A 19,216-nucleotide genomic window follows, 5' to 3' on the forward strand; every position below is an offset into this window, starting at 1 on the left:
TGTGATTTCAATTCTGTGAATCTCCACGCAAAAGTATATCACAAATAAAACCTCTTGTTTTCACAAGAGGTCGATGAACATAAAAAAAATAAAAAGTAAATCTTAATATGGTCAAACATTATATGAATTTACAGATTATCTTGTAAAATTATGTTAGAGATTTTTTTTCATCAGGTAATCTGAATTAAACTAACTTAACGTTAACTGCGTTTAATCCTTTCTCGCTTTTTTGTACTTCAAAACTCACTTTATCGTTTTCACGGATTTCTCTTGTGCTTAGTCCTGAAGAATGTACAAAAATGTCTTTGCTCCCGTCTGCAGGAGAAATAAATCCGAAGCCTTTTGCTTCGTTAAAAAATTTTACTGTGCCTTGTTGCATGGTAATTGGTATTAAAATTATGGTATTATAAATCTGTCGACTTCACAGATTTTATTTTTGAAACGAAACGACAGGCATTGTAAATCCTATCAGTTTCTGAATGTTTTTTAAATCGGTACGTTCCTGATCGTCACAAAATGAAACCGCTGTTCCTTCAGCTCCCGCTCTTCCGGTTCTTCCGATCCGGTGTACATAGGTTTCAGGGACATTGGGAAGTTCATAGTTAATCACGTTAGGAAGTTCATCAATATCTATTCCTCTTGCTGCAATATCGGTAGCAATCAGAACATTTATCTTGCTGTTCTTAAAATCGTTGAGTGCCGTTTGTCTTGCAGTCTGAGATTTGTTTCCGTGGATTGCCATCGCAAAGATTCCTGCACTTTCCAGCTGCTCCACAAGTCTGTTGGCGATGTGTTTGGTTCTTGTAAAAACCAGTGAACGCTCTTTTCCTTTGTCTTGCAGAATATTGATGAGTAACCCTGTTTTATCTTTTTTCTCTACGAAATATACAGACTGCTGAACGCTTTTTGCTGTAGAAGATACCGGATTTACTGTTATTTTTTCAGGATTATTCAGTATCGTTTCCGAAAGATTTTTGATCCTTTCCGGCATGGTTGCAGAAAAGAATAAAGTCTGTCTTTTTTTAGGAAGCATCTGAATAACTTTTTTCACATCATTTACAAATCCCATATCAAGCATACGGTCTGCTTCATCTAAAACAAATATTTCAATTTTGGAAAGATCAATATATCGTTGGTTCACAAGATCCAGCAATCTTCCGGGAGTTGCAACCAGAATGTCCACTCTTTTTCTGAGGGCCGAAAGCTGTGCTCCGGCAGATACTCCTCCGTAAATGGAGAGTTGCGAAAGGGGTAAATATTTACTGTATATTTTGAAGTTTTCTTCTATCTGTATCGCAAGTTCTCTTGTTGGAGTAAGGATTAATGCTCTGATTGAGTTATGTTCCGGAGTATATTTTTTTAATAGCTGAAGAATAGGCATCGCAAATGCGGCTGTTTTTCCTGTTCCCGTCTGTGCGCAGCCTAAAATATCATTTCCGGCTAAAATATGAGGGATTGCAGAAGCCTGTATTTCGGTTGGTTTAGAATATCCCGCCTCTGTAACAGCTCTTACAATAGGATTAATTAAATTTAAATTTTTAAAACTGATCATAATAATTTCGGTTTCCCGTTATGGTAAGCAAATTCATTTTGAGAATTTGAATAGGTTATGGCTGAGAAACAACAGTTTGTACTTCTGTTATCTCAACATTCTATTGTATTGCGTTGATATTATTTTCGTAAAATAATGTGAACAGCACACAATGACATATCATCTTTCAAATAAAAAAATGTCTGAATTCTACTTGAAATCGCTCTGATAATCGGGTGGCTGAAAAGGCAAACTGAAAGAAAAATTGTGATCTTAAACTAATACAGAATAGCGAAGGCAGAAACCTGTTTTATTAATGCTTTGGCAAATATACAATAAAATAAATGAATATTTTTTGATTTAATTAGTTGATTATCAAAATTTTATTCTTACCTTCCGCACACAACAGAATTGTTTGCATCATGCGGATAATTTTAATCCAATACGTATGCAAGAGCACTCAGGCGCCATTCTCGCGCAACCCAAGGAATCTGTTTCCGGGTCTTTAAGACAGGTAAGGATCGCTTATTTCATTATGATTCATCACAAACCGGCTGTATTTAAAGAACTGTTTGAAAAAATTTATACCAGAGATCAGTTTTATCTTATTCATATAGACCGTAAAGCGAAGGCGGAGCTAACAGAGGAAATACAGAATTATCTTGTACGGTTTCCCAATGTGTATATTTTAGAAAGTGTAAATATCGTTTCCGGAGGATTCAGTATGATCCAGACGGAACTGAATGCGATGGAATATCTTCTGAATGCAAGTGTTGAGTGGGATTATTTCATCAATTTAAGCGGTGAAGATTCTCCTTTGAAATCGCAGCAGATTATCCGGCAGTTTCTTACCGTGAATAAAGGAAGGAATTATATTTTTTACTACGACCAGAAATTTTATAGACCAGATACGCTTCAGCGGATACAAAATCATTTTACAGAGCTTACCCACAAAATTTCATCCTATGTTTACAGAAGAGAATTTATGAAAGGAGTGGTGCCTTACATCGGTGGAAAATGGTTTATGTTTACCAGAGAAACCTGTGTGTTTTTAACAAATAACAAGAGTGTGATGGATTTTGAAGATTATTACCTTCATACCCTTCTTCCGGCAGAATCTTTCTTTCAGACGGTATTAATGAACACTGATTTTTCTGATATTATTGTAAATGACGATAAAAGGGCAGTTCTTGAGAAGACATTTTTCAGCAGAGATGTTTATACTGATCAGTTTATTGAATCTCTTAAAGCGGGAAATCATCTTTTCATCAGAAAATTGGGCTCTCAACCCCATCAAAATCTTATCAGCTATATCGAGAACTCGTATCTGCTTCCTCTTACAGAAGTTAATGAAATTGAAAGGGAGCTGAAAAAGCACGACCGTCAGAATAATTAATGATATTTCTTTTAAAACTTGTAAACAATCGCATTAACATTCATTCCTGCGCCTACTGAGGCAAACAGAACAACATCACCTTTCCGGATATTATGATTTTCCAGTTCTCCTTTTAAAATCATGGTAAGCAAAGAAGGGATGGTCGCAACGCTGCTGTTTCCGAGTTTCTGGATTACCATAGGCATGATATCTGCGGGCATTTTTAGTCCGTATAATTTGTAAAATCTTTCTACAATGGCTTCGTCCATTTTTTCATTCGCCTGATGAATAATGATCTTATTTACCTGATCAATGGTGTATTCACTGTTGTCAAGGCACTTTTTCATAGCATCAGGAACGTGTACGAGAGCAAATTCATAGATTTTTCTGCCCTCCATTTTTATATATTTTGTGTCCTGACAGGCTTCGTTGTTGTAGGATTTACCAAAGAATAGATAATCTTTTTCTTTCAGGGTATGTGAAGCTGAAAGGTGAGACTGTATACCGGAATTGTCCTGATCGTTATATTCCAGCACAACGGCTCCTGCTCCGTCTGCATAGATCATGCTGTCTCTGTCGTGAATATCAACTACTCTGGACAGAGTTTCTGCTCCGATGATCAGACATCTTTTCGCTATTCCGGATCTGATGAAGGCATTTGCCTGAATGACACCCTCTATCCATCCCGGACATCCAAACAGGATATCATAAGCCACACAGAAATTATTTTCAATTTTCAGAAGATGTTTTACTCGTGCTGCAAGACTCGGAACCATATCCGACTGCACTGTTCCGTAGCGGACGTCGCCAAAATTATGGGCAAAAATAATATAGTCTAACGTTTCAGGATCTATACCGGAATCTTCTATCGCAGCCTGCGCAGCAATTAACCCAAGATCAGAGGTAACCTGATCTCTGGATGCATATCTTCTCTCCTCGATACCGGTAATTTTTTTTAATTTTTCGGTAAGTGAGAAATTGTCATCTTTTAAGACAACTCCTTTATCATCTAAAAAGATATGATTGTTAAAAAATAAATTATCAACTGTTTCGGAAGGTATACAGTTACCGATTCCAATGATTTTACCTGTCATCTGAAAAATTTTATTTGTAATCTATAAACAAAATATTTAATACTTTTTTTATCTTTTCTGTAAACTTAAATAATGAAATATTCAATTTTGCTGTTCTGACAGATGCCTGTTTTTTACGAATTTTTTTCCTCAATAAAAAACTTCATTTAAAAGTGATAATATAATTATTTGCTAGAATGAATTTCTAACTCTAAAGGTAGCAGATTAAAAATAAATAATACTATATTTTCAGACCTTTATCTGTAAAAAATATATGAGTTGCATGGTAAATAATAACGGATGGAATTCCTGTGTTTGCAGAAAACTTCTCTATAATTGTTTGAATGATAATGGATGTAAAGCTGATCATTGAGAGATAAGTCTCGGCAATGGTTTGATTTTCAGTGTTTAATCGTTAAAAATTTGTCCGGAAAATTTTCCGGACAAATTTTATTTTTTATGTTCAAATTTTTATTTCTTAATGAATTTTGCAGTTTCCTGTTTATTGTCTTTTCCTGAAATCTCAATAAAGTAAGATGCAGGAGGAAGTTCGGAAACCGGTATTTTTCCGGATTTTAAATCTGATGTTTTGATTAGTTTTCCATCCAGACTGTAAATTTTTGCCTGAGTGTAATTTTGGGTGTCTCCTTTAAAATTAATCAAATCGTAAGCCGGATTCGGGTATATTTCCAATCTCTGTTTTTGAGCAGACCAATCTCCGGCTGCCAATACTGTAGTATTTAAAGCCTGTGCCGAGTTCGTTGTCTGGTTATTAATTCCTGCTACCGGAATATTCACCACGGTTTCATTGGTGGTGAGGAGCGGAAATTTATATAAGCTTCCGTAATAGGAATAAGAAGTGTTTACAATAGTTCCTATGGGAAATAAAAAAGAGGTATCGTTAGGAAGGTAAAGATTGAAATTCTGAACAGATTTTACCCTTAAAACATTTGTAAAGGTAGAAGAAGCCAAAAGCAGATTTCCCCACGCATCGGCGGTAAGGGTAATTGTGCCTTTGCAAAGACCGTTTGCAGTAGTAGATGTAAATGTTCCCTGTGCCTGATCTGTCTCGCTGTATCCGTAAGCAGCGGGATAGGAGATAAATGTTCCGTTGTTGGATGATAAATTAAGCGTGGCATCCGTGGTTACAAGCCCCGTAATTTCGAGTTTGGAAGCCGACTGTTTGTAATACACTGTATTTGAACTTCCGGTGAGCTTCAGAGTAGAACCGGGGAAGGTTGAAATTTCAGACGCAGAAGGAGTGGAGTAGACTGCGGGTGCGGAACCGCTTAATACCAATGAAGAATTGTTAAACGTGATATTCGCTCCCGTCCCGGAATTATTGGGAGTTCCGGTGGCAAGAAGATAATTGGGATTATCTCCGGAAACAGGATCATTAAAGGTTTTGGTAACGGTAGTCTGCGCGTTGCACACTCCATAAAATGACAACATCAATAGTAAAATTTTTTTCATTTTCGATTTTTTACTAAAGATAATCAAAAAGTTACGTTCAGAATGTATTTTTTATTTTAAATTTTTTTGATGTTTAAAAATCATATCACTCAGAAATTGCATATGCATCTATCCCAATTGATCTCATATATTCTGAAGGTGTTTTATTTTCAATCTGCTTAAAGGCTCTGTTAAATGTAGACTGATGCTTAAAGCCTGCAGAAATATAGATATGCATTAAAGTATATTTTGGATAATTTACTTTCATTTCATCCTTAATATAATTAATACGATAGGTATTGATGAGGTTTTTAAAATTAGTATCAGAATTCTGACTGATCGCTTTAGAGAGATAGGTGGTATTGATCCCGAATTTATGTGCAAGATCCTGAATGCCAAATTCCGGATTTTTCCATGGAGTTTCAGATTCCAGATATTCTTTAATACGGTGATAAATTTCGGTATACATCTGAAGATTTTCTTCATCACTTTCTTTTGCTGTGCTTTTTTCAGATGCAGTGTCTTCGTTTTCGGGGGCAGCTTTTGAATCTTTGTACTGATGTTTTTTTTCAAAAATCTTTATGTTATAAAATATCAGAAATAAAGAGATTGGCAGAAATGTTAATAAAACTTTTACTTTGCTTAGATGAGCGTTTTTGTTGACGATAATATCGGGAAAGTAGGATAATGGAAGATTTACCATAATAACAAGAAGCAGTGTGATAAGAGATGTCACCAACAGCACGGTTCTGAAACTGTAAAGATTGTATAGTCCTAAAGGAAGAAGGGCAAAAAATAAAATGGTTTCGGGAGCGATTTTCCAGAACGTAAAAAGTAATACAAATAGCAATGTGATTTTTGCAACAAGGTAATAATCAAGAAAATATTTCAGGATTTGGTATTCCAACCGGTAATTAACGGTTGTTACCAATCCTAAAAGCAAAACCGTTGCAAAAAAGAAAACTACAATATTTTCATTCCCTTCAAAATAGAAAATGAGGGTATGAATAAATAAAATAACCATCAGCATCAAATTGTAATGGAAAAAGAACATTTTAATCAGATGTTCTCCAGGAGTTCCGTCCGGTTTTGTATTTTGGTAAAAATTAGTTTTCATGAGTTAATTGTGTTTGTCTGAAACTGTTCCTTTTTTACTTTACAAAGTTTGAAAATTTCAGTACTAAGATAATAATTAATAGAATACAATAATTCTAATAAGTTAATTTCTAAAATAGTTTATTTAATACATTGATTATTAAATATTTGAGATTGTTTAAACCAGATCTTAAAACGTTAAAATTTTTATCAATCAGTTTACCTGGGAATCTATATTTGTATCATCAAAAAGCATTTGAAATGTCTGTAGATACGATAATGTTGATGTCAAGTTGGGATATGAAATATGGATTACGGAAAAAATATAATAATCAATAACACAAAAAATAAGATAAAAAAATTATGAGTTATGTCTTACAATGTAAAAAAAATCCATATTGGAAAACTTATCCATCAGAAAGTAAATGAAAAAGGAATCGATATGTACCGGATAGAGAAGTTTTTGAAATGCAGTGAAGAAGAAATTTTTTCTATGTACCAAAAACCAAGCATTGATACCGAAATTCTCTTAAGATGGAGTAAACTGCTTAAATATGATTTTTTCAGAATTTATGTGCAGCACATTATTCTTTTTTCTCCCTCTGAAAAAAGCAAAACTGAAGCACAGGAAACACAGAAACTGCCGTCTTACAGAAAGAATGTGTATACCAAAGAAATTATAAATTTTGTTCTGGAACTCCTCAATAGCGGGCTAAAAACCAAAACCGAGATCACAGAAGAATATAAAATTCCTAAGACAACACTTTACAAATGGATAGAAAAATACAACAGTCGAAATTCCGAATAAATGCTCCGGATTACAGGAAAATTTATACCGATATGATTGAAATGAAATATGTGGATAAAAGAAGAAAATGTGAAACTGTGCTTAGTAAGGCAAAACTCTCGGTCATGGATATTTTCGAACTTGAAAAAATAATTTTTGAAACCAATGGTGTTCCTGATGAAAAAGAGAACGGAAAATTTCGGGCATACGATGATGAATCAATTTTGCAGATTCTGACCTATCAGAAAAAGAATAAGATGACCAATACAGATATTTCAAATCATTTTAAGATAAGCAGAAATTCGATAGCGAAGTGGAAGAAATTATTTCCTGAAATCTGAATTTCGGGGTAAAAGTATTCAGATCGTATTCTTACAGATTTATTCTCAAATAATTTCAACAAACAACAATTAATAATAAACAAAATGAAAAAATTATTTACAGCTTTTTTTACAGCTTATGTGTTCACCTCAGTTTTACATGGGCAAGTTGGTATTAATACCACTTCTCCTGATGCAAGCCTTGATATTCGTGCAAAAAACCATTCAGGATCTTCTCCGGGAGCCGTAACATCGGGAGATGGAGTATTAGTACCCAGAGTTAATGCTCTTTCTGTAAACGGATCGGTAAACGGACAATTGGTTTATCTTATTGCGGATGCCGGTGGTTTTTTTAAAGGATTTCATTACTGGAACGGAACTGCCTGGACAGCTCTGGATGCTACTAATGATGCATGGACCAATGATTCTGCGGGAACGATGATAAAAATCGGGACAAAGTCTGACGGCTCTGCGAGAAGCAGCAATACAGATTTTGTTGCAACTGATGCAGGAAGAGTAGGAATAGGCACAAATGATCCGAAAGTTACAGTACAGATCGAAGGACAGGCGGCTTCTTCTGCGGTTCCCGACGGATTTACACCTCCGAGATTAACGAGAGCACAGCTTTCAGCAAAAGATGCGTCTTACGGAAACAATCAGAATGGAACTCTTGTTTTTGTCACAACTCTGGACGGATCTGCAATAAACAAAGTATCTAACGTTACTTCCGTAGGATTGTATTTTTATGATGCTCCTACCAGCAGATGGTATAATATCCGAAATTCATCTTCCGGAGTGGTGGAAGGTTTTAAAATTATTACAGGAACTTACACTCCTACCACACCTTATGTAGTACAACCGGACGATTATATTTTGATTTTAAGATACAGCACGGCTTCTACCGGAGGAAATGCTTCTGCAAACGTAAGCACTACAAGTCCATATCTTAACAATGCTGCGAATTTGCAGCTTCCGGATCCTACAACCTGTCCGGGAAGAGTTTTGCATTTTATTAATGACAGTGATAAAGTAGGTTCTTCAACGGCTGAAAATGTTTATACCAATTATGCAATGCATTCTGCACTTACTGATACAAACAGTTTTAGCTCCAGAAGTGCTTTAAGCAACTATGAAATTTCAACGGGGCAAAATAATTCGCAGTGGAAAATCATAAGTGACGGAACCCGATGGATTTCGCTGCAGGTTGTAATAGTGTAACACAAATGTTTATTATAAGTAATCGTAATGAGAAAGGCTGTTGTAATGACAGCCATCTTTTTATATAAGAAGTTGTCACAAACTTTATTTTAAATTTAATACTGAGTGAGAGATTTTAAACGAAACAGCAATAATTCATTGTCCGATAATATTTTGTATTCATACCCAATTTCCTTCCAAATGGCAATTAATTTTTCTTTCGCTTTACTGTCGTCTGAAACTACTATGATGTGTTCTTCATGTTTCCATTCACGTCTGAAAATAAGATCATATTCTTTGTCTATTCTTCTGGCTCCTGTTAAAATTGAAAGGAGATCAACATCATCAGAATTAACGTAATTTCTACGAAGGATATTTGATTTGATTTTTTCAATCAGTGAATTGGTGTACGCTGTATCTTCCGGTAGATTTTCAAATAACTTCATTACGTAATCATGATCATGTGTTCTTTCTTTTCTTTCCTCCGTTTCAAAAAGTTTGCAGATTTCCTCGCTGAACCATTCTCCTGAACCCATAACTCGATATTCCTTTGTAGTTTTATCATACACTAAAGGACCGGAACCGATAATGTGACCTCTTTCATCATCCGGATCATATATTTTATGTGTCCAGAAAAATATGATCATTTCTTCCGTATCAAAGTATTCGGCAATTTTAAAATCGGGGCTTATTTCCTTTTCAATGATTTGTTGAGCAAAATTCAGGTCGATCATATTGCCGTAATCATTTTATTAATCTCAGCATTAATTCTCTCCGCAATCCACGTTTTATCTTCGGGAGATAAATCGTTTAAAAGGTTGTCGTTGTTTTCATTAAAATCGGTGATCACATCTTCCAGAAATTCCTTTTTAATTTCGGAAACTCTTGAATGATTATTTAAATCTAAAGTCCCGATTTTAGAAACAGCACTTTTCAGTCTGTTTTGGGTGACGTAGTTTCTCAGTTCGTCTACAATAAAGGAGAGTTCCTCCGTTTTGGAAGAAACATTTGGAATGAACGACCATTTTTCAGCTTCATGGAATTTTTCCTCTTCATCGAATTCAGGGTTTTTCAATTTGATAATAGGTCTTTGAAAATCATTGTTATCCAATTGATTAAAAGGCTTTATCACGACGCCTTCAATTAAATTATCGTTCAGTTCCGGAAGATTAAATTCTTTGGGAACAGCAGAATTGATCCTGATATTGAAATTCATCGCTTCATTAAACTTTCCTATCAGCAAAGGTTTTGCATAAAATATTTTAAATTCATCAAAATAAGCAACGGAACTTTCGTAATCCAGATAATATTTAGAATCTGAACCATCGGTTTCAATGGCAATATCAAAAGCACAAAATTCAATATCGGGCGTATAATATACTCCTGTTTGTATGGCATGAATATCTTTTACAGATTCTACTTCCGGATGTGGATATTTTCCTCCGAAAAGCTCTCCGTAGATAATGTATTTTTCGGCGGCAATGTTGCTGCTCAGTTTTTCAAAAAGAGGGAGAATATTATTTTCCAGTTTACTGACCACGAGCTGAAAGCCGAAAAAATCGTCGGTCCAGTTGAGGTATTCTTTTCTTTTGGCAAATTTCAGACTGCCGTTTTCATAGACAAAGCTGAAGTTGGCGCCGTGTACTTTTTCTGTAACCACCCATTTCAGTTTTTCCATCTTGGAAAAATCGCTTTCGCTAAGACCTAATTTTTTTAAGTTGTTGGGCATTTTTTCATACCCCGAAAATTCACTCATTGTTTTATCTTATAAGAAGTTTCTTAATTTTGTAGAATTAACCTGTTTTTTTACTCGTAAATTCTGCCCATTTCCAAAAGATCACCCAAAGTTTGCCAACTTACTTCAAACTCTTCATTATTACTTTCGTCATCGCCATGATCTAAGTAACATCTCATACCACATTCCAAAATAGAATCCGGATCAAAATTGTACCATCGGTTGCCTGTTTCAGAATCGATTCCAAAATAACGCCATTCATCTTCCAACTGCTTTCCTTTCATTTTGTGCAGCTCTGCAATCTGAAATTTTATAACGGCAAGGGTATAATAAATTCCAAGATCTTCTGAAGCATATTTTGCTTTACCTTCAAAGATGCTGTAAATTGCTTTTGGGTCAGGTACTTTTACAATTTTCAGCCATTCATTATCAAATTTTGTCGGCTCCGAAGTATAGGCATCCTTTAGAATTTTCGATAGTAAATCGGAAGTTAAAGGCTTTTGTCTTACCTGTTCCACAAGCTTAAGTAAAGCAAGAAGATAAGTCTTTAAATCTCTTTTTTTTATATTATTACTGAGATTGAAGCTATTGTAAAATTCGTTGTATGTCATAATTTAATAAAATGTATTTGTATTAATTTAAGCAGACTAATCCATAAAAATATCTAAATAATCCTTTAGCATTGCGTTATGATCAATTATATCGTTTGTAAGCTCTTTAATTTTTTGTATCAGTTCAGATTCGTTCGTATTTTCATCAATATCTACCAGTCGCAATGTAATTTGCGATTCGTCATCTTTCAGATTGATTTTTATTAATCTTCCATCATTAATCGTTATTCTTGTGGGGACAGATGGTTTTATGTAACACTCTTTTATAAGGTTTACAATTTCAAAAAGCTTTTCAGTTTCCTCAATTTTTCCACTCCAAACTCTGCCATCTTCTTGGAAATATTGCGATTTGGATAAAATAACTAAAAGGATATAAAAATCTTCGTTTTTTTTGATTTCAATATCAAATTGTCCTGCGAGAGTATGTATTTCAATCTTGATCATTTGTTTTTATAAGCTTCAATTTTTTCGGATAATCTTTTGGCTAAATAATCATTACCATCTTTTAAATGTTCGTAAATAATTTTTGCTTCCTCAAGATATTTTTCTTTCTTCGCTTCTTTCCAAAAATAGGGTGGAGCATATAAATTACAGATTCTGTCAGCCATTTTAACCGCCCAGACTTCTTTGGGCTGTTGCTTTATTCGGTGTAAGCTATCCTTAATTTGGTGTTCCTTTTCAAGCTCTGTATTTTTTGTGAGGGCAAGAACACCTTCTTTCACGTCTTTACCATATTCTTTTTCGAGATCTTCAATTGGGTAATCTGTATCTTCTATGGTATCGTGCAAAAACGCACATTTGATGGCGAGATCAAAATTAAAATCAGGAGTATTTTTAGAAGCATTGATGATTTCAAATACAACGCTTCCGATGTGGTTGATGTATTCTATTTTTTGGTTTTTGTTTTGTCCGCCGTACGTTTGTCCGTTGTGCAGAATGCTTACTTTCTGCCATATGTCCTGTAAATCGTCTATTGTAAAATTGTTGTTCATTTTTTGTGATTTAAGTTTGAAATAATAAATGTTCTTTTTTTGCTCAATGTTTTCTGTCAATTATCACTTACTTCCCAATCCACATAAACGTTGCTAAAATCTAAATTACTTAAATCTTCTTTTGAAATAAACAGATGTAAGTAAACGTATTGTTCTCCGTTATAGACAGCTTCATCACTTCCGTCAATTTGTAAAAGCAAAATATAATCTTTTATACGATTTTCAATTTTTCTAAAATCTCCGTGTATAAAATATCCATATCCGCCGAGTTTACTGCCCATACTTTCTCCGGTGAAAAACTCACTGAATTCATCATAAGAATCCTCATCTTCATCTAGTAATTCCCACATATATTCTTCAATAGACAGATCATCAAACTCTTCGCATTGAAATTGATACTGGCTGTCCGTAACACTTGCCCACGAAAAGCTTTTTCCAAAATTTAATGTATAAATACTTTTAAACGGATTATTTGAATAAAACTCATCTTTTAAGAAAGAAAAATCTTCAATGCAGGGTAATTCAAGTTGTTCTTCTGTAATATATTGTACAAAGCAGTCTTCCTTTCCAAAATTGAAGTGCTGATTAAGAAAAATCTGCAAAATTCCTTTTTCCGGAAAAAGATCAGATTTTGGAATTTCAGCAAAATTAATCTGAACTGTAGGGACTAAGACGTTCCCGTTTTTATCCTTAGGATATTCCATCGTTAAAGGAATAAAAGGATAACCCAGATATTTACTGATTTTAAAATCTAAAGGATCTGGACTTAAAAGATTGAGCTCATTTTCACTAATGATAATTGAATCTCTTCTATGACTTTCTAATTCGGATTTATATTTTTCTAAAATTTTTGGGATCATTTTTTATTTACAGATTATGATAATTAATAGATTTTGTGGTGATAAGACTCAATTTTTCAAATTAAATTTTATTCTATCACCAGTTTCACATAAGTAATTCCATCTTCTCCGATATATTCGGAATTATAAACTCTCTTTCCGATAATTGATTGAATGGCGTTCTGAACGTCTGCTAATGCTCCTGCCAATTCGAGACTGATGTTTTTTGAGCTGTAAAAAGCATCTTCATCAATAAAATCAGAAACGTGCAGGTAGAATTTATCCAATACATCTTCAAGCGGGTATTGGGAATCTTCCTCTTCTTCCATATCAAAATTTACTGCAAAAACATAGATGTCCTCTTCTGTATTTTTATAGATTTTATCTTCAGCTATTTCATATTTAGAATTACTGTGTTTATCCAGATCAATTAGTTGTATGTTTTTCATTTAATAAGGTTTTTATTTAAGCAACTGCCTCAATAATTTTTCCGAAGAACTTTTCTCTGGCTTCATCGAGATTCATATTTTGATTTTTAATGCTCCACGCAGTTTCAAACAAATCGAATACGTGAGACATTGCGAGAGATCGGGCAGGATCTCCGGGAAAACAGAAAAAATGAGCTTCTTCAGAAACACTCCTGCCTTTCCCATTTTCCTTTAAAGTTACCCAGACAGAAGATTTTGCATCTGCTCCGGAACCTCCAAATTCTTTTTCCAGGTTCCAGTGTATATTGTCGGTTGCTCCAACCAAAATCATGTGATGATCTACCTCAATCCAGTTGATGATAAGATGGGTAAGCTTTTCTTCCATTTTGTATAGTATTTTAGTCTGGTTACTGAGTTTTCCAGTTAAATTTTGTCATTTTATTCGTGAAATTCTCGTCGACAATTTCAATGTTCAGTTCACCGTTTTCTTTTGTGAGAATAATCATGCCACCTTTTTCCAGCATTCCGTTTTCATTGAATTCCAGTTCTCTTACTTTTATAGATTGTGTAATGCCGTTAACATCCGTTTCTTCTCTAAACGGTTCTCCGGTATGTCCGTAAAAGTGATATTGGAAAATTACATTGTCCAGTACTTCTCTTATCTCAGTCATTCCGTAACCGCTTTGGCTGTCGTCTTTGTCGTGAGTAATCAGGACATCAAAAGTATTGTTTGTTTTCAGCAGTTTTTTAATTTCAAATCTTTCGTAATCCTGAATAAAACGCTTTTCTGATCTGCCTTTCCGGTCTCCGATTCTGCCGATTCCTACAAAATGTAAAACCTCATCTTCCGTTTCCAATGTTTGTTCCAAGCCCGATCTGCAGACAAAAACTCTTCCGTAGATATCGATAGGAAATATGCTTTGGTCAGGATTTTCTTTTTCAAGTTCATCTAAAAAATCGTGGTCTTCATGATTTCCGCGGACGCAGATCATATTAATATTCAGCTCATTCAAAAATACTTTAATCTCGGGATTTTCTTTCGTGAAATCATCATGAAAACCGAGCTCGTCTCTGTCGTATTGTGCGTGTTTTATCGTTGCTTTATCAAGATTTTCGATATTTGGATAGGCTCCCAAATCTCCACACTGCAAGATGAAATCAATTTTGCTGCCTGTTTCTTTCTGATAAAGATCAACAAGTTTGAAAGGAAGCAGGATTTTACCGTGAATGTCTGAAAAGAGCGCAATTTTCATATTTGAGTTTGGTTATTTTATTTTCGGGTATCAGTTTTAGTCTTTCAGAAAGCTAATCTGAAAAACAAATATATCGAAAACAATTAAAGGAAAAACGTTAAGTATACAGAAATAAAAATCCCGGATCTGAAGTCCGGGATTCTGTATTGTTTACTCTGGAACTTTCACAGAACTAAGAGCTGATGAAAATACTCTTTGTAGAACTTTTATAATTATTTTGCTACCGTTGCTTTTGCAGCTTCATACATCACTCTTATATCTTCATCGGTATACTTTGTAAATTTATCGGGTGATATATCATAAGTAATACCATCCGAGATCATAATGGCATTATCTCCGGCTTTTACTCCATAAGTAAATGATAGACCGCTTGCTGTACTTCTGTTCAGGAAACCGTTTTTATCTTCTGCTTCAAATTTTACAAAGCCAGGATTCATTTCTTTATCGCTTGCTAATGTTTTAATATCTGCCACTTTCTCGGCAATATTGCTGTATTTTTCATCTTCATTAAATGGGTTTGAAAAATCTTGTTTAGAAAAAGTCATTTTGAAAAATTTCCCTCCATAAACAGCAATGTCTTTTCCATCCTGAATTATTCTGGCTCCTTTTGGCGCTTTTGTGATCACATTATATCCTTTGCTGCTTAAATCAAGGTCTACAAGATCTGATGTTTTAAAATGATTTTCATTGATGCTTTTTTTAGAAGTTTGTGCCTGAAACATCGTAAACGAAAATCCGAAAATCAGTAAAAGTAAATTAAATTTTTTCATTGTATAAGTTTTGTAGAATTTCAACAACAATTTGTTAAAAATTTTATTGTTTAAATTTTAAAGAGGTTCATGGAAATGATAAATCCTACAACTCCTGCAACCAGCCAGACTATTTTGTGACTTTTCGGAGCTTCATTTATCCATGCTTTTGGATCTTTAGTCTTATTCCTGCTTTCGGCTGTTGTAATGTCCCCACCGGGGAAAAATAACATGGCAATTCCAATTAAAACAAAAACCGGTGCTGCTATTACAAACTTAAAAACAGATCCTGTGGTTTGCATCATTTCATATCCCATGTAAGTAACATAACCTCCGCCCAGAATAGCAAGAATTCCAAATAATCTTCCTAATTTCATACTCTATTTTTTGATAATATTTGTTTTATTGTCTGTAATGAGGCTTTACTACAATGCTTGTAATTTTCCCATTTTCCCAGGTTGTATACACTTTTGCTATGTTTTTAATAATATCAGTTACTTTAAAGATATACAGCTTTCCATCCGGTGAAAAGTAATTTACTTCAGCTTTCATGCTCAAACGGTTAACAGGTAAATCTCCCTCGTCTTTCGTGATCGAAAGAACGTCTTTACCATCTTTTACATATGGAGCAAAAGCATTTAAAAGATTTATTTCTTTAGCGAAAGAGTCTACTATTTTCTGAGCTTCGGGAGAAATTGCAGTAGTAGATTTTGTAATTTTTGGATTCGTCAAAACAAATTGCGATTCTGATGGATCTGTAATCACTAATTTATCAATCGAGCTGTTGTCATCAACAAGGAAATAATCATCGGTAAATCCTTTGTCGATATCATGTTTGTAATCTGACAAAGATAAATCGTCATCATATTTTACCTCCGAATCTTTACTGAAAGCTTTTATGAAGATCATTTCATTTTTAGGATTTTTCACTTCTGCATAGACGTATTTTTTTCCATTGGGAGCAATCAAAAGGGTAGAATCTTTGTCGTTTCTGAGAATTTTGCTTTCTTCTACTTTTAAAACGGTAATGGGATTTTCATACACTTTGAATTCTTTTCCCATTTCTATGTTTTGAGGTTTTTCTCCACAAGAGATAAGCGTTAAGGAAACAGCAAAAAAAGATGCTGCTAAAATTGATTTATTTTTCATGTTATTAATTTTAAGAATATTTGTTTATGATATTTTAAAAGGCTTCTCCTTCTTCTTTCTTTGATCCGTTGTATTCAATTAGAGTCGTAACCGCTTTTTTTAATCTTTCTACCAAAATCTGATCCGGGGTAAAATTGAACGGAGCTGAATAATCATTATAGTTAGAACCGCTCATGGAGAATGTCTGATAACTACTTGCTTTAGTTTCATTATCGCAAATTGTTGACATGCAGCCTTTTCCTGTTACATAAAAATCGTCTGAATATTCAGAATTCATTCCTGTGATTTTATTAAGGTCGATCGTTGTTGTGCAGAAGTTTGTTTCTCTTTCATATGGCTTTTTATAGACAAATTTTCCGTCGGAATAAGAAACAAATGTTCTGTATGGTCCTAGGTTTTCCTTCATCTTTCCGGCTATCCAATCCATTGTTTCCTGCTTGCTTGGTTTTGAAGATTTGCTTTCTGTGGCAGGTTTTGTAGCTTTTGCAGGTGCTTTTGTCTGAGCATTTGCATTCATGCTTGCAACTGTTAGTAATAATACAACTGCAAACTTTAATTGTTTGGTCATTATGTTTTATTTAAATGTTGGTTTTTTTAAGGATTTAAAATTCTGGCTTTGTGTTTTTTAATCTTTTAACGGATTTTTTAAAAAAGATTATGACTGTAAGCGGTAGATTTTAAATGGAATTTTTCTTGTGTCTTTAAGTGTTAAAATATAGAATAACACTTTTACAAATAAAAAGTAATTTTTGTGGTATAATTTAAATATTTCAACGGTTTTTAGTTTTTAATTTTGGCAAATATAGAATTTACTTTACAAATCCGCAAATTTAATGAATGAAGGAAAATTAAATTAATGCTTCACAATTTAATTTTATAATTTTTAAAGATAGCTTCCTCATTCATTTTCAGTTCGATAAGTTTCTGGATGTGGTAGGCTTCTTCTTCCTTGCCTAATTTTATGGTTCCATTAACTAAACCGTTATTTTTATTTTTATAGTTTGATAATGTGGTATCTGTATCTGCAAATCATCTATTTTTGTTGATTATAATATCATTAATTCTTTTTCAGCATTTTGAAGTTCAATTTGTAAAGTTGAATGTTTCAGATTCTCAATCCAACGCTTCAATCCACTTGCCCAGTTTTTCAGCAATAGAATCATCGGTTATATTTGCGATTTTCCATTGGTCGCCATCAAATTTTGAAATGACAATGAAATTTTCTTCATCAAATTTAAACGTGTAATAAATAAATCCGTCCGATTTATCTACGTTTCCTGTAATTTCAACTTTGTATGCTCTGTTGTTGAAAATTAAGTCGATTATTTTATCTGGTTTCTGCATCTTGTTTTGTTCTAAATGGTGGCTGACTGATCTTTATTATTCCTCAAAATTCTTTAGAAAAATCATCCTGAATTATTGAAATCGCCAGTTCTTCTTTATTTAAAATCGTTGAATACCAAAATCCTTTTCCCCAGATTCTTTTTCCGGAAAATTCTTCGGTATATTTTGAACGTAATAAGGCAGAAGAGGTTTTGCTTTTCAGTCTTGAAATTTTCTGATTCAGTACTTTTATATTCGAGAGCACAAGTATTTCAACTTTTGATTCGTTAATATTAAGCGCTTTAATTTCAAGTCCGTCAATTATCCTGTCGCTGTTCTCCCTGCAAAATTCATGAATATCAATTCTCAATTGGTTTATAGATTTTTCCTGTAAAAGAATCCTATTGTTTTGTGGATTTTTATTTACATATTCATCGGATAACTCATGGGACAAAGTGTAGCTTATATTTTGCAGGCGTAATTTCGAGTAAGTATCAGTAAGTTTTTTCCAACGCCCATTTTTATCCCAGACAGGATATTCGTTATAGGTTGTCCAGATGATGTGGAAGAGTTGATTATCGTTCGTCATCAATACAGTTTAATCATTATTTTAAATTAATTTACTGTTTTAATGAATAAAATTTTGTTTTTCAGATACCAACATTTTCCATTATAAGTGTCAAAAATAAAATCAGGATGAGCCGCTTTCATACCGTCGGATTGTTTAAGTTCATTTATAATCTTTTCGTCCAGCCAGTCAAATTCAAAATCCTTTTTCGTATAATTAGGAAATACAAAATTTGTGTTTTTATCCAGATCCCATATTTTTTTCATTGTTTGTTCATCAAAATATAGAATTGCTTCCAAAAAGGAATCGGAAGGACCCAGCACTCTTCCTTCTGAATTATCAATATAAGTATATTTAAATTTCACTTTCTCTGGTCTGAATTTAGATAAATTCATTAATTTCTGAAGAGAATTGATGTCAGTTGAAATTTCAGAGTGTATATTACTCTGTATTTTAATTTCCATATTTTTATTTTCTTTTTTACACGAAAAAAGAAATAATACAATTACAATGAAAATGAATTTCAGCTTCATGAATTTTAGCTTTTATTAGTACATATTATTTTTGTTCCTTAGTAAGGACAAAATTTTTATAAACTTATATATTTTTACTCTTCAAAATATCATTGATGATTTCCACATGATGATTGGTATGTATTTCCATAAATTTCACTGCCTTTTTCAGTTTTAAATCTCCGAAAAAAGGATGGTTGAAATATTTATTGGGATCAATATTTTCC

The 19,216-nt window shown here is 33.6% G+C and carries 25 protein-coding genes; 4 read left to right on the top strand and 21 right to left on the bottom strand.

Annotated features, from left to right (window positions below; genetic code table 11):
• Positions 1-184 precede the first annotated feature (184 nt).
• A complete protein-coding gene (locus BW951_RS04825; protein WP_076390738.1) occupies positions 185-379 on the bottom strand; it encodes a cold-shock protein in 195 nt (64 codons plus the stop codon).
• Between the two features lie 51 nt (positions 380-430).
• Positions 431-1,549: a DEAD/DEAH box helicase gene (locus tag BW951_RS04830; RefSeq protein ID WP_076390999.1), complete on the bottom strand. Its 1,119-nt coding sequence runs from the start codon at positions 1,547-1,549 to the stop codon at positions 431-433.
• Positions 1,550-1,979: 430 nt separating this feature from the next.
• Here BW951_RS04830 and BW951_RS04835 point away from each other — a divergent pair, with 430 nt between their 5' ends.
• Complete coding sequence (locus BW951_RS04835; RefSeq protein ID WP_076390739.1) at positions 1,980-2,927, top strand: beta-1,6-N-acetylglucosaminyltransferase; 948 nt, start codon at positions 1,980-1,982, stop codon at positions 2,925-2,927.
• Between the two features lie 11 nt (positions 2,928-2,938).
• Here the strand turns inward: BW951_RS04835 and BW951_RS04840 are convergent, their stop codons facing one another.
• From BW951_RS04840 to BW951_RS04850, 3 genes are all read right to left on the bottom strand, one after another.
• The gene (locus BW951_RS04840; protein WP_076390740.1) at positions 2,939-4,000 is read right to left on the bottom strand and encodes a 3-oxoacyl-ACP synthase III family protein; all 1,062 of its coding nucleotides are present in this window, start codon (positions 3,998-4,000) and stop codon (positions 2,939-2,941) included.
• A 450-nt stretch (positions 4,001-4,450) separates the two neighbouring features.
• The gene (locus tag BW951_RS04845; protein ID WP_076390741.1) at positions 4,451-5,452 is read right to left on the bottom strand and encodes a T9SS type A sorting domain-containing protein; all 1,002 of its coding nucleotides are present in this window, start codon (positions 5,450-5,452) and stop codon (positions 4,451-4,453) included.
• Between the two features lie 85 nt (positions 5,453-5,537).
• Positions 5,538-6,548, bottom strand: coding sequence for a helix-turn-helix domain-containing protein (locus tag BW951_RS04850; protein WP_076390742.1), 1,011 nt, complete (start codon positions 6,546-6,548; stop codon positions 5,538-5,540).
• A gap of 348 nt (positions 6,549-6,896) precedes the next feature.
• Between BW951_RS04850 and BW951_RS04855 the strand changes: the two genes are divergently transcribed.
• The 3 genes from BW951_RS04855 (at position 6,897) to BW951_RS04865 (ending at position 8,851) form a co-directional block, all read left to right on the top strand.
• Positions 6,897-7,334, top strand: a complete 438-nt coding sequence (locus BW951_RS04855; protein WP_076390743.1) for a recombinase family protein — start codon at positions 6,897-6,899, stop codon at positions 7,332-7,334.
• Positions 7,298-7,654, top strand: a complete 357-nt coding sequence (locus BW951_RS04860; RefSeq protein WP_076390744.1) for a hypothetical protein — start codon at positions 7,298-7,300, stop codon at positions 7,652-7,654. The genes BW951_RS04855 and BW951_RS04860 overlap by 37 nt, the downstream gene beginning before the upstream one ends.
• Before the next feature lie 84 nt (positions 7,655-7,738).
• Positions 7,739-8,851 (top strand): hypothetical protein, encoded by a 1,113-nt coding sequence (locus BW951_RS04865; protein WP_076390745.1) that lies wholly within the window; start codon positions 7,739-7,741, stop codon positions 8,849-8,851.
• Positions 8,852-8,946: 95 nt separating this feature from the next.
• Here BW951_RS04865 and BW951_RS04870 read toward each other — a convergent pair whose 3' ends face one another.
• The 16 genes from BW951_RS04870 to BW951_RS04945 all read right to left on the bottom strand — a co-directional run bounded on the left by BW951_RS04870 (position 8,947) and on the right by BW951_RS04945 (position 18,941).
• Positions 8,947-9,564, bottom strand: a complete 618-nt coding sequence (locus tag BW951_RS04870) for a hypothetical protein (RefSeq protein WP_076390746.1) — start codon at positions 9,562-9,564, stop codon at positions 8,947-8,949.
• Positions 9,561-10,586 (bottom strand): RNA ligase family protein, encoded by a 1,026-nt coding sequence (locus BW951_RS04875; RefSeq protein ID WP_076390747.1) that lies wholly within the window; start codon positions 10,584-10,586, stop codon positions 9,561-9,563. The genes BW951_RS04870 and BW951_RS04875 overlap by 4 nt, the downstream gene beginning before the upstream one ends.
• 50 nt (positions 10,587-10,636) lie before the next feature.
• A complete protein-coding gene (locus tag BW951_RS04880; RefSeq protein ID WP_076390748.1) occupies positions 10,637-11,176 on the bottom strand; it encodes a hypothetical protein in 540 nt (179 codons plus the stop codon).
• Between the two features lie 36 nt (positions 11,177-11,212).
• Positions 11,213-11,620 carry a hypothetical protein gene (locus BW951_RS04885; protein WP_076390749.1) on the bottom strand — a complete coding sequence of 136 codons (408 nt, stop codon included), beginning with the start codon at positions 11,618-11,620 and terminating at the stop codon, positions 11,213-11,215.
• Positions 11,617-12,168 (bottom strand): HD domain-containing protein, encoded by a 552-nt coding sequence (locus tag BW951_RS04890; RefSeq protein ID WP_076391000.1) that lies wholly within the window; start codon positions 12,166-12,168, stop codon positions 11,617-11,619. The genes BW951_RS04885 and BW951_RS04890 overlap by 4 nt, the downstream gene beginning before the upstream one ends.
• A 56-nt stretch (positions 12,169-12,224) precedes the next feature.
• Positions 12,225-13,028, bottom strand: a complete 804-nt coding sequence (locus BW951_RS04895; protein WP_076390750.1) for a DUF1963 domain-containing protein — start codon at positions 13,026-13,028, stop codon at positions 12,225-12,227.
• A 68-nt stretch (positions 13,029-13,096) separates the two neighbouring features.
• Entirely contained in the window at positions 13,097-13,456 is a 360-nt protein-coding gene (locus BW951_RS04900; protein WP_076390751.1) for a hypothetical protein, read from the bottom strand.
• 16 nt (positions 13,457-13,472) lie between these two features.
• Positions 13,473-13,820, bottom strand: coding sequence for a hypothetical protein (locus BW951_RS04905; RefSeq protein WP_076390752.1), 348 nt, complete (start codon positions 13,818-13,820; stop codon positions 13,473-13,475).
• A 22-nt stretch (positions 13,821-13,842) separates the two neighbouring features.
• Positions 13,843-14,688, bottom strand: coding sequence for a metallophosphoesterase family protein (locus BW951_RS04910; protein WP_076390753.1), 846 nt, complete (start codon positions 14,686-14,688; stop codon positions 13,843-13,845).
• A 212-nt stretch (positions 14,689-14,900) separates the two neighbouring features.
• A complete protein-coding gene (locus tag BW951_RS04915; RefSeq protein ID WP_076390754.1) occupies positions 14,901-15,458 on the bottom strand; it encodes a hypothetical protein in 558 nt (185 codons plus the stop codon).
• A gap of 50 nt (positions 15,459-15,508) precedes the next feature.
• Complete coding sequence (locus BW951_RS04920; RefSeq protein ID WP_076390755.1) at positions 15,509-15,814, bottom strand: hypothetical protein; 306 nt, start codon at positions 15,812-15,814, stop codon at positions 15,509-15,511.
• Positions 15,815-15,839: 25 nt separating this feature from the next.
• A complete protein-coding gene (locus tag BW951_RS04925) occupies positions 15,840-16,586 on the bottom strand; it encodes a hypothetical protein (RefSeq protein ID WP_076390756.1) in 747 nt (248 codons plus the stop codon).
• Positions 16,587-16,620: 34 nt separating this feature from the next.
• Positions 16,621-17,154, bottom strand: a complete 534-nt coding sequence (locus BW951_RS04930; protein WP_139326102.1) for a hypothetical protein — start codon at positions 17,152-17,154, stop codon at positions 16,621-16,623.
• A 545-nt stretch (positions 17,155-17,699) separates the two neighbouring features.
• A complete protein-coding gene (locus BW951_RS04935) occupies positions 17,700-17,930 on the bottom strand; it encodes a hypothetical protein (RefSeq protein WP_076390758.1) in 231 nt (76 codons plus the stop codon).
• A 43-nt stretch (positions 17,931-17,973) separates the two neighbouring features.
• On the bottom strand, positions 17,974-18,498 hold the full coding sequence (locus tag BW951_RS04940; protein WP_076390759.1) for a hypothetical protein: 525 nt from the start codon (positions 18,496-18,498) through the stop codon (positions 17,974-17,976).
• A gap of 26 nt (positions 18,499-18,524) precedes the next feature.
• Complete coding sequence (locus BW951_RS04945) at positions 18,525-18,941, bottom strand: hypothetical protein (protein WP_139326103.1); 417 nt, start codon at positions 18,939-18,941, stop codon at positions 18,525-18,527.
• Positions 18,942-19,216 lie beyond the last annotated feature (275 nt).

Source organism: Chryseobacterium gambrini (assembly GCF_900156825.1).
Taxonomy (GTDB): domain Bacteria; phylum Bacteroidota; class Bacteroidia; order Flavobacteriales; family Weeksellaceae; genus Chryseobacterium; species Chryseobacterium gambrini.

Bases quoted from the DNA above. Each gene is read 5' to 3' on its own strand.
- BW951_RS04825 (WP_076390738.1), bottom strand. From the start codon at position 379: ATGCAACAAGGCACAGTAAAATTTTTTAACGAAGCAAAAGGCTTCGGA.
- BW951_RS04835 (WP_076390739.1), top strand. From the start codon at position 1,980: ATGCAAGAGCACTCAGGCGCCATTCTCGCGCAACCCAAGGAATCTGTT.
- BW951_RS04840 (WP_076390740.1), bottom strand. From the start codon at position 4,000: ATGACAGGTAAAATCATTGGAATCGGTAACTGTATACCTTCCGAAACA.
- BW951_RS04845 (WP_076390741.1), bottom strand. From the start codon at position 5,452: ATGAAAAAAATTTTACTATTGATGTTGTCATTTTATGGAGTGTGCAAC.
- BW951_RS04850 (WP_076390742.1), bottom strand. From the start codon at position 6,548: ATGAAAACTAATTTTTACCAAAATACAAAACCGGACGGAACTCCTGGA.
- BW951_RS04855 (WP_076390743.1), top strand. From the start codon at position 6,897: ATGTCTTACAATGTAAAAAAAATCCATATTGGAAAACTTATCCATCAG.
- BW951_RS04860 (WP_076390744.1), top strand. From the start codon at position 7,298: ATGGATAGAAAAATACAACAGTCGAAATTCCGAATAAATGCTCCGGAT.
- BW951_RS04865 (WP_076390745.1), top strand. From the start codon at position 7,739: ATGAAAAAATTATTTACAGCTTTTTTTACAGCTTATGTGTTCACCTCA.
- BW951_RS04870 (WP_076390746.1), bottom strand. From the start codon at position 9,564: ATGATCGACCTGAATTTTGCTCAACAAATCATTGAAAAGGAAATAAGC.
- BW951_RS04875 (WP_076390747.1), bottom strand. From the start codon at position 10,586: ATGAGTGAATTTTCGGGGTATGAAAAAATGCCCAACAACTTAAAAAAA.
- BW951_RS04880 (WP_076390748.1), bottom strand. From the start codon at position 11,176: ATGACATACAACGAATTTTACAATAGCTTCAATCTCAGTAATAATATA.
- BW951_RS04885 (WP_076390749.1), bottom strand. From the start codon at position 11,620: ATGATCAAGATTGAAATACATACTCTCGCAGGACAATTTGATATTGAA.
- BW951_RS04890 (WP_076391000.1), bottom strand. From the start codon at position 12,168: ATGAACAACAATTTTACAATAGACGATTTACAGGACATATGGCAGAAA.
- BW951_RS04895 (WP_076390750.1), bottom strand. From the start codon at position 13,028: ATGATCCCAAAAATTTTAGAAAAATATAAATCCGAATTAGAAAGTCAT.
- BW951_RS04900 (WP_076390751.1), bottom strand. From the start codon at position 13,456: ATGAAAAACATACAACTAATTGATCTGGATAAACACAGTAATTCTAAA.
- BW951_RS04905 (WP_076390752.1), bottom strand. From the start codon at position 13,820: ATGGAAGAAAAGCTTACCCATCTTATCATCAACTGGATTGAGGTAGAT.
- BW951_RS04910 (WP_076390753.1), bottom strand. From the start codon at position 14,688: ATGAAAATTGCGCTCTTTTCAGACATTCACGGTAAAATCCTGCTTCCT.
- BW951_RS04915 (WP_076390754.1), bottom strand. From the start codon at position 15,458: ATGAAAAAATTTAATTTACTTTTACTGATTTTCGGATTTTCGTTTACG.
- BW951_RS04920 (WP_076390755.1), bottom strand. From the start codon at position 15,814: ATGAAATTAGGAAGATTATTTGGAATTCTTGCTATTCTGGGCGGAGGT.
- BW951_RS04925 (WP_076390756.1), bottom strand. From the start codon at position 16,586: ATGAAAAATAAATCAATTTTAGCAGCATCTTTTTTTGCTGTTTCCTTA.
- BW951_RS04930 (WP_139326102.1), bottom strand. From the start codon at position 17,154: ATGACCAAACAATTAAAGTTTGCAGTTGTATTATTACTAACAGTTGCA.
- BW951_RS04935 (WP_076390758.1), bottom strand. From the start codon at position 17,930: ATGCAGAAACCAGATAAAATAATCGACTTAATTTTCAACAACAGAGCA.
- BW951_RS04940 (WP_076390759.1), bottom strand. From the start codon at position 18,498: ATGACGAACGATAATCAACTCTTCCACATCATCTGGACAACCTATAAC.
- BW951_RS04945 (WP_139326103.1), bottom strand. From the start codon at position 18,941: ATGGAAATTAAAATACAGAGTAATATACACTCTGAAATTTCAACTGAC.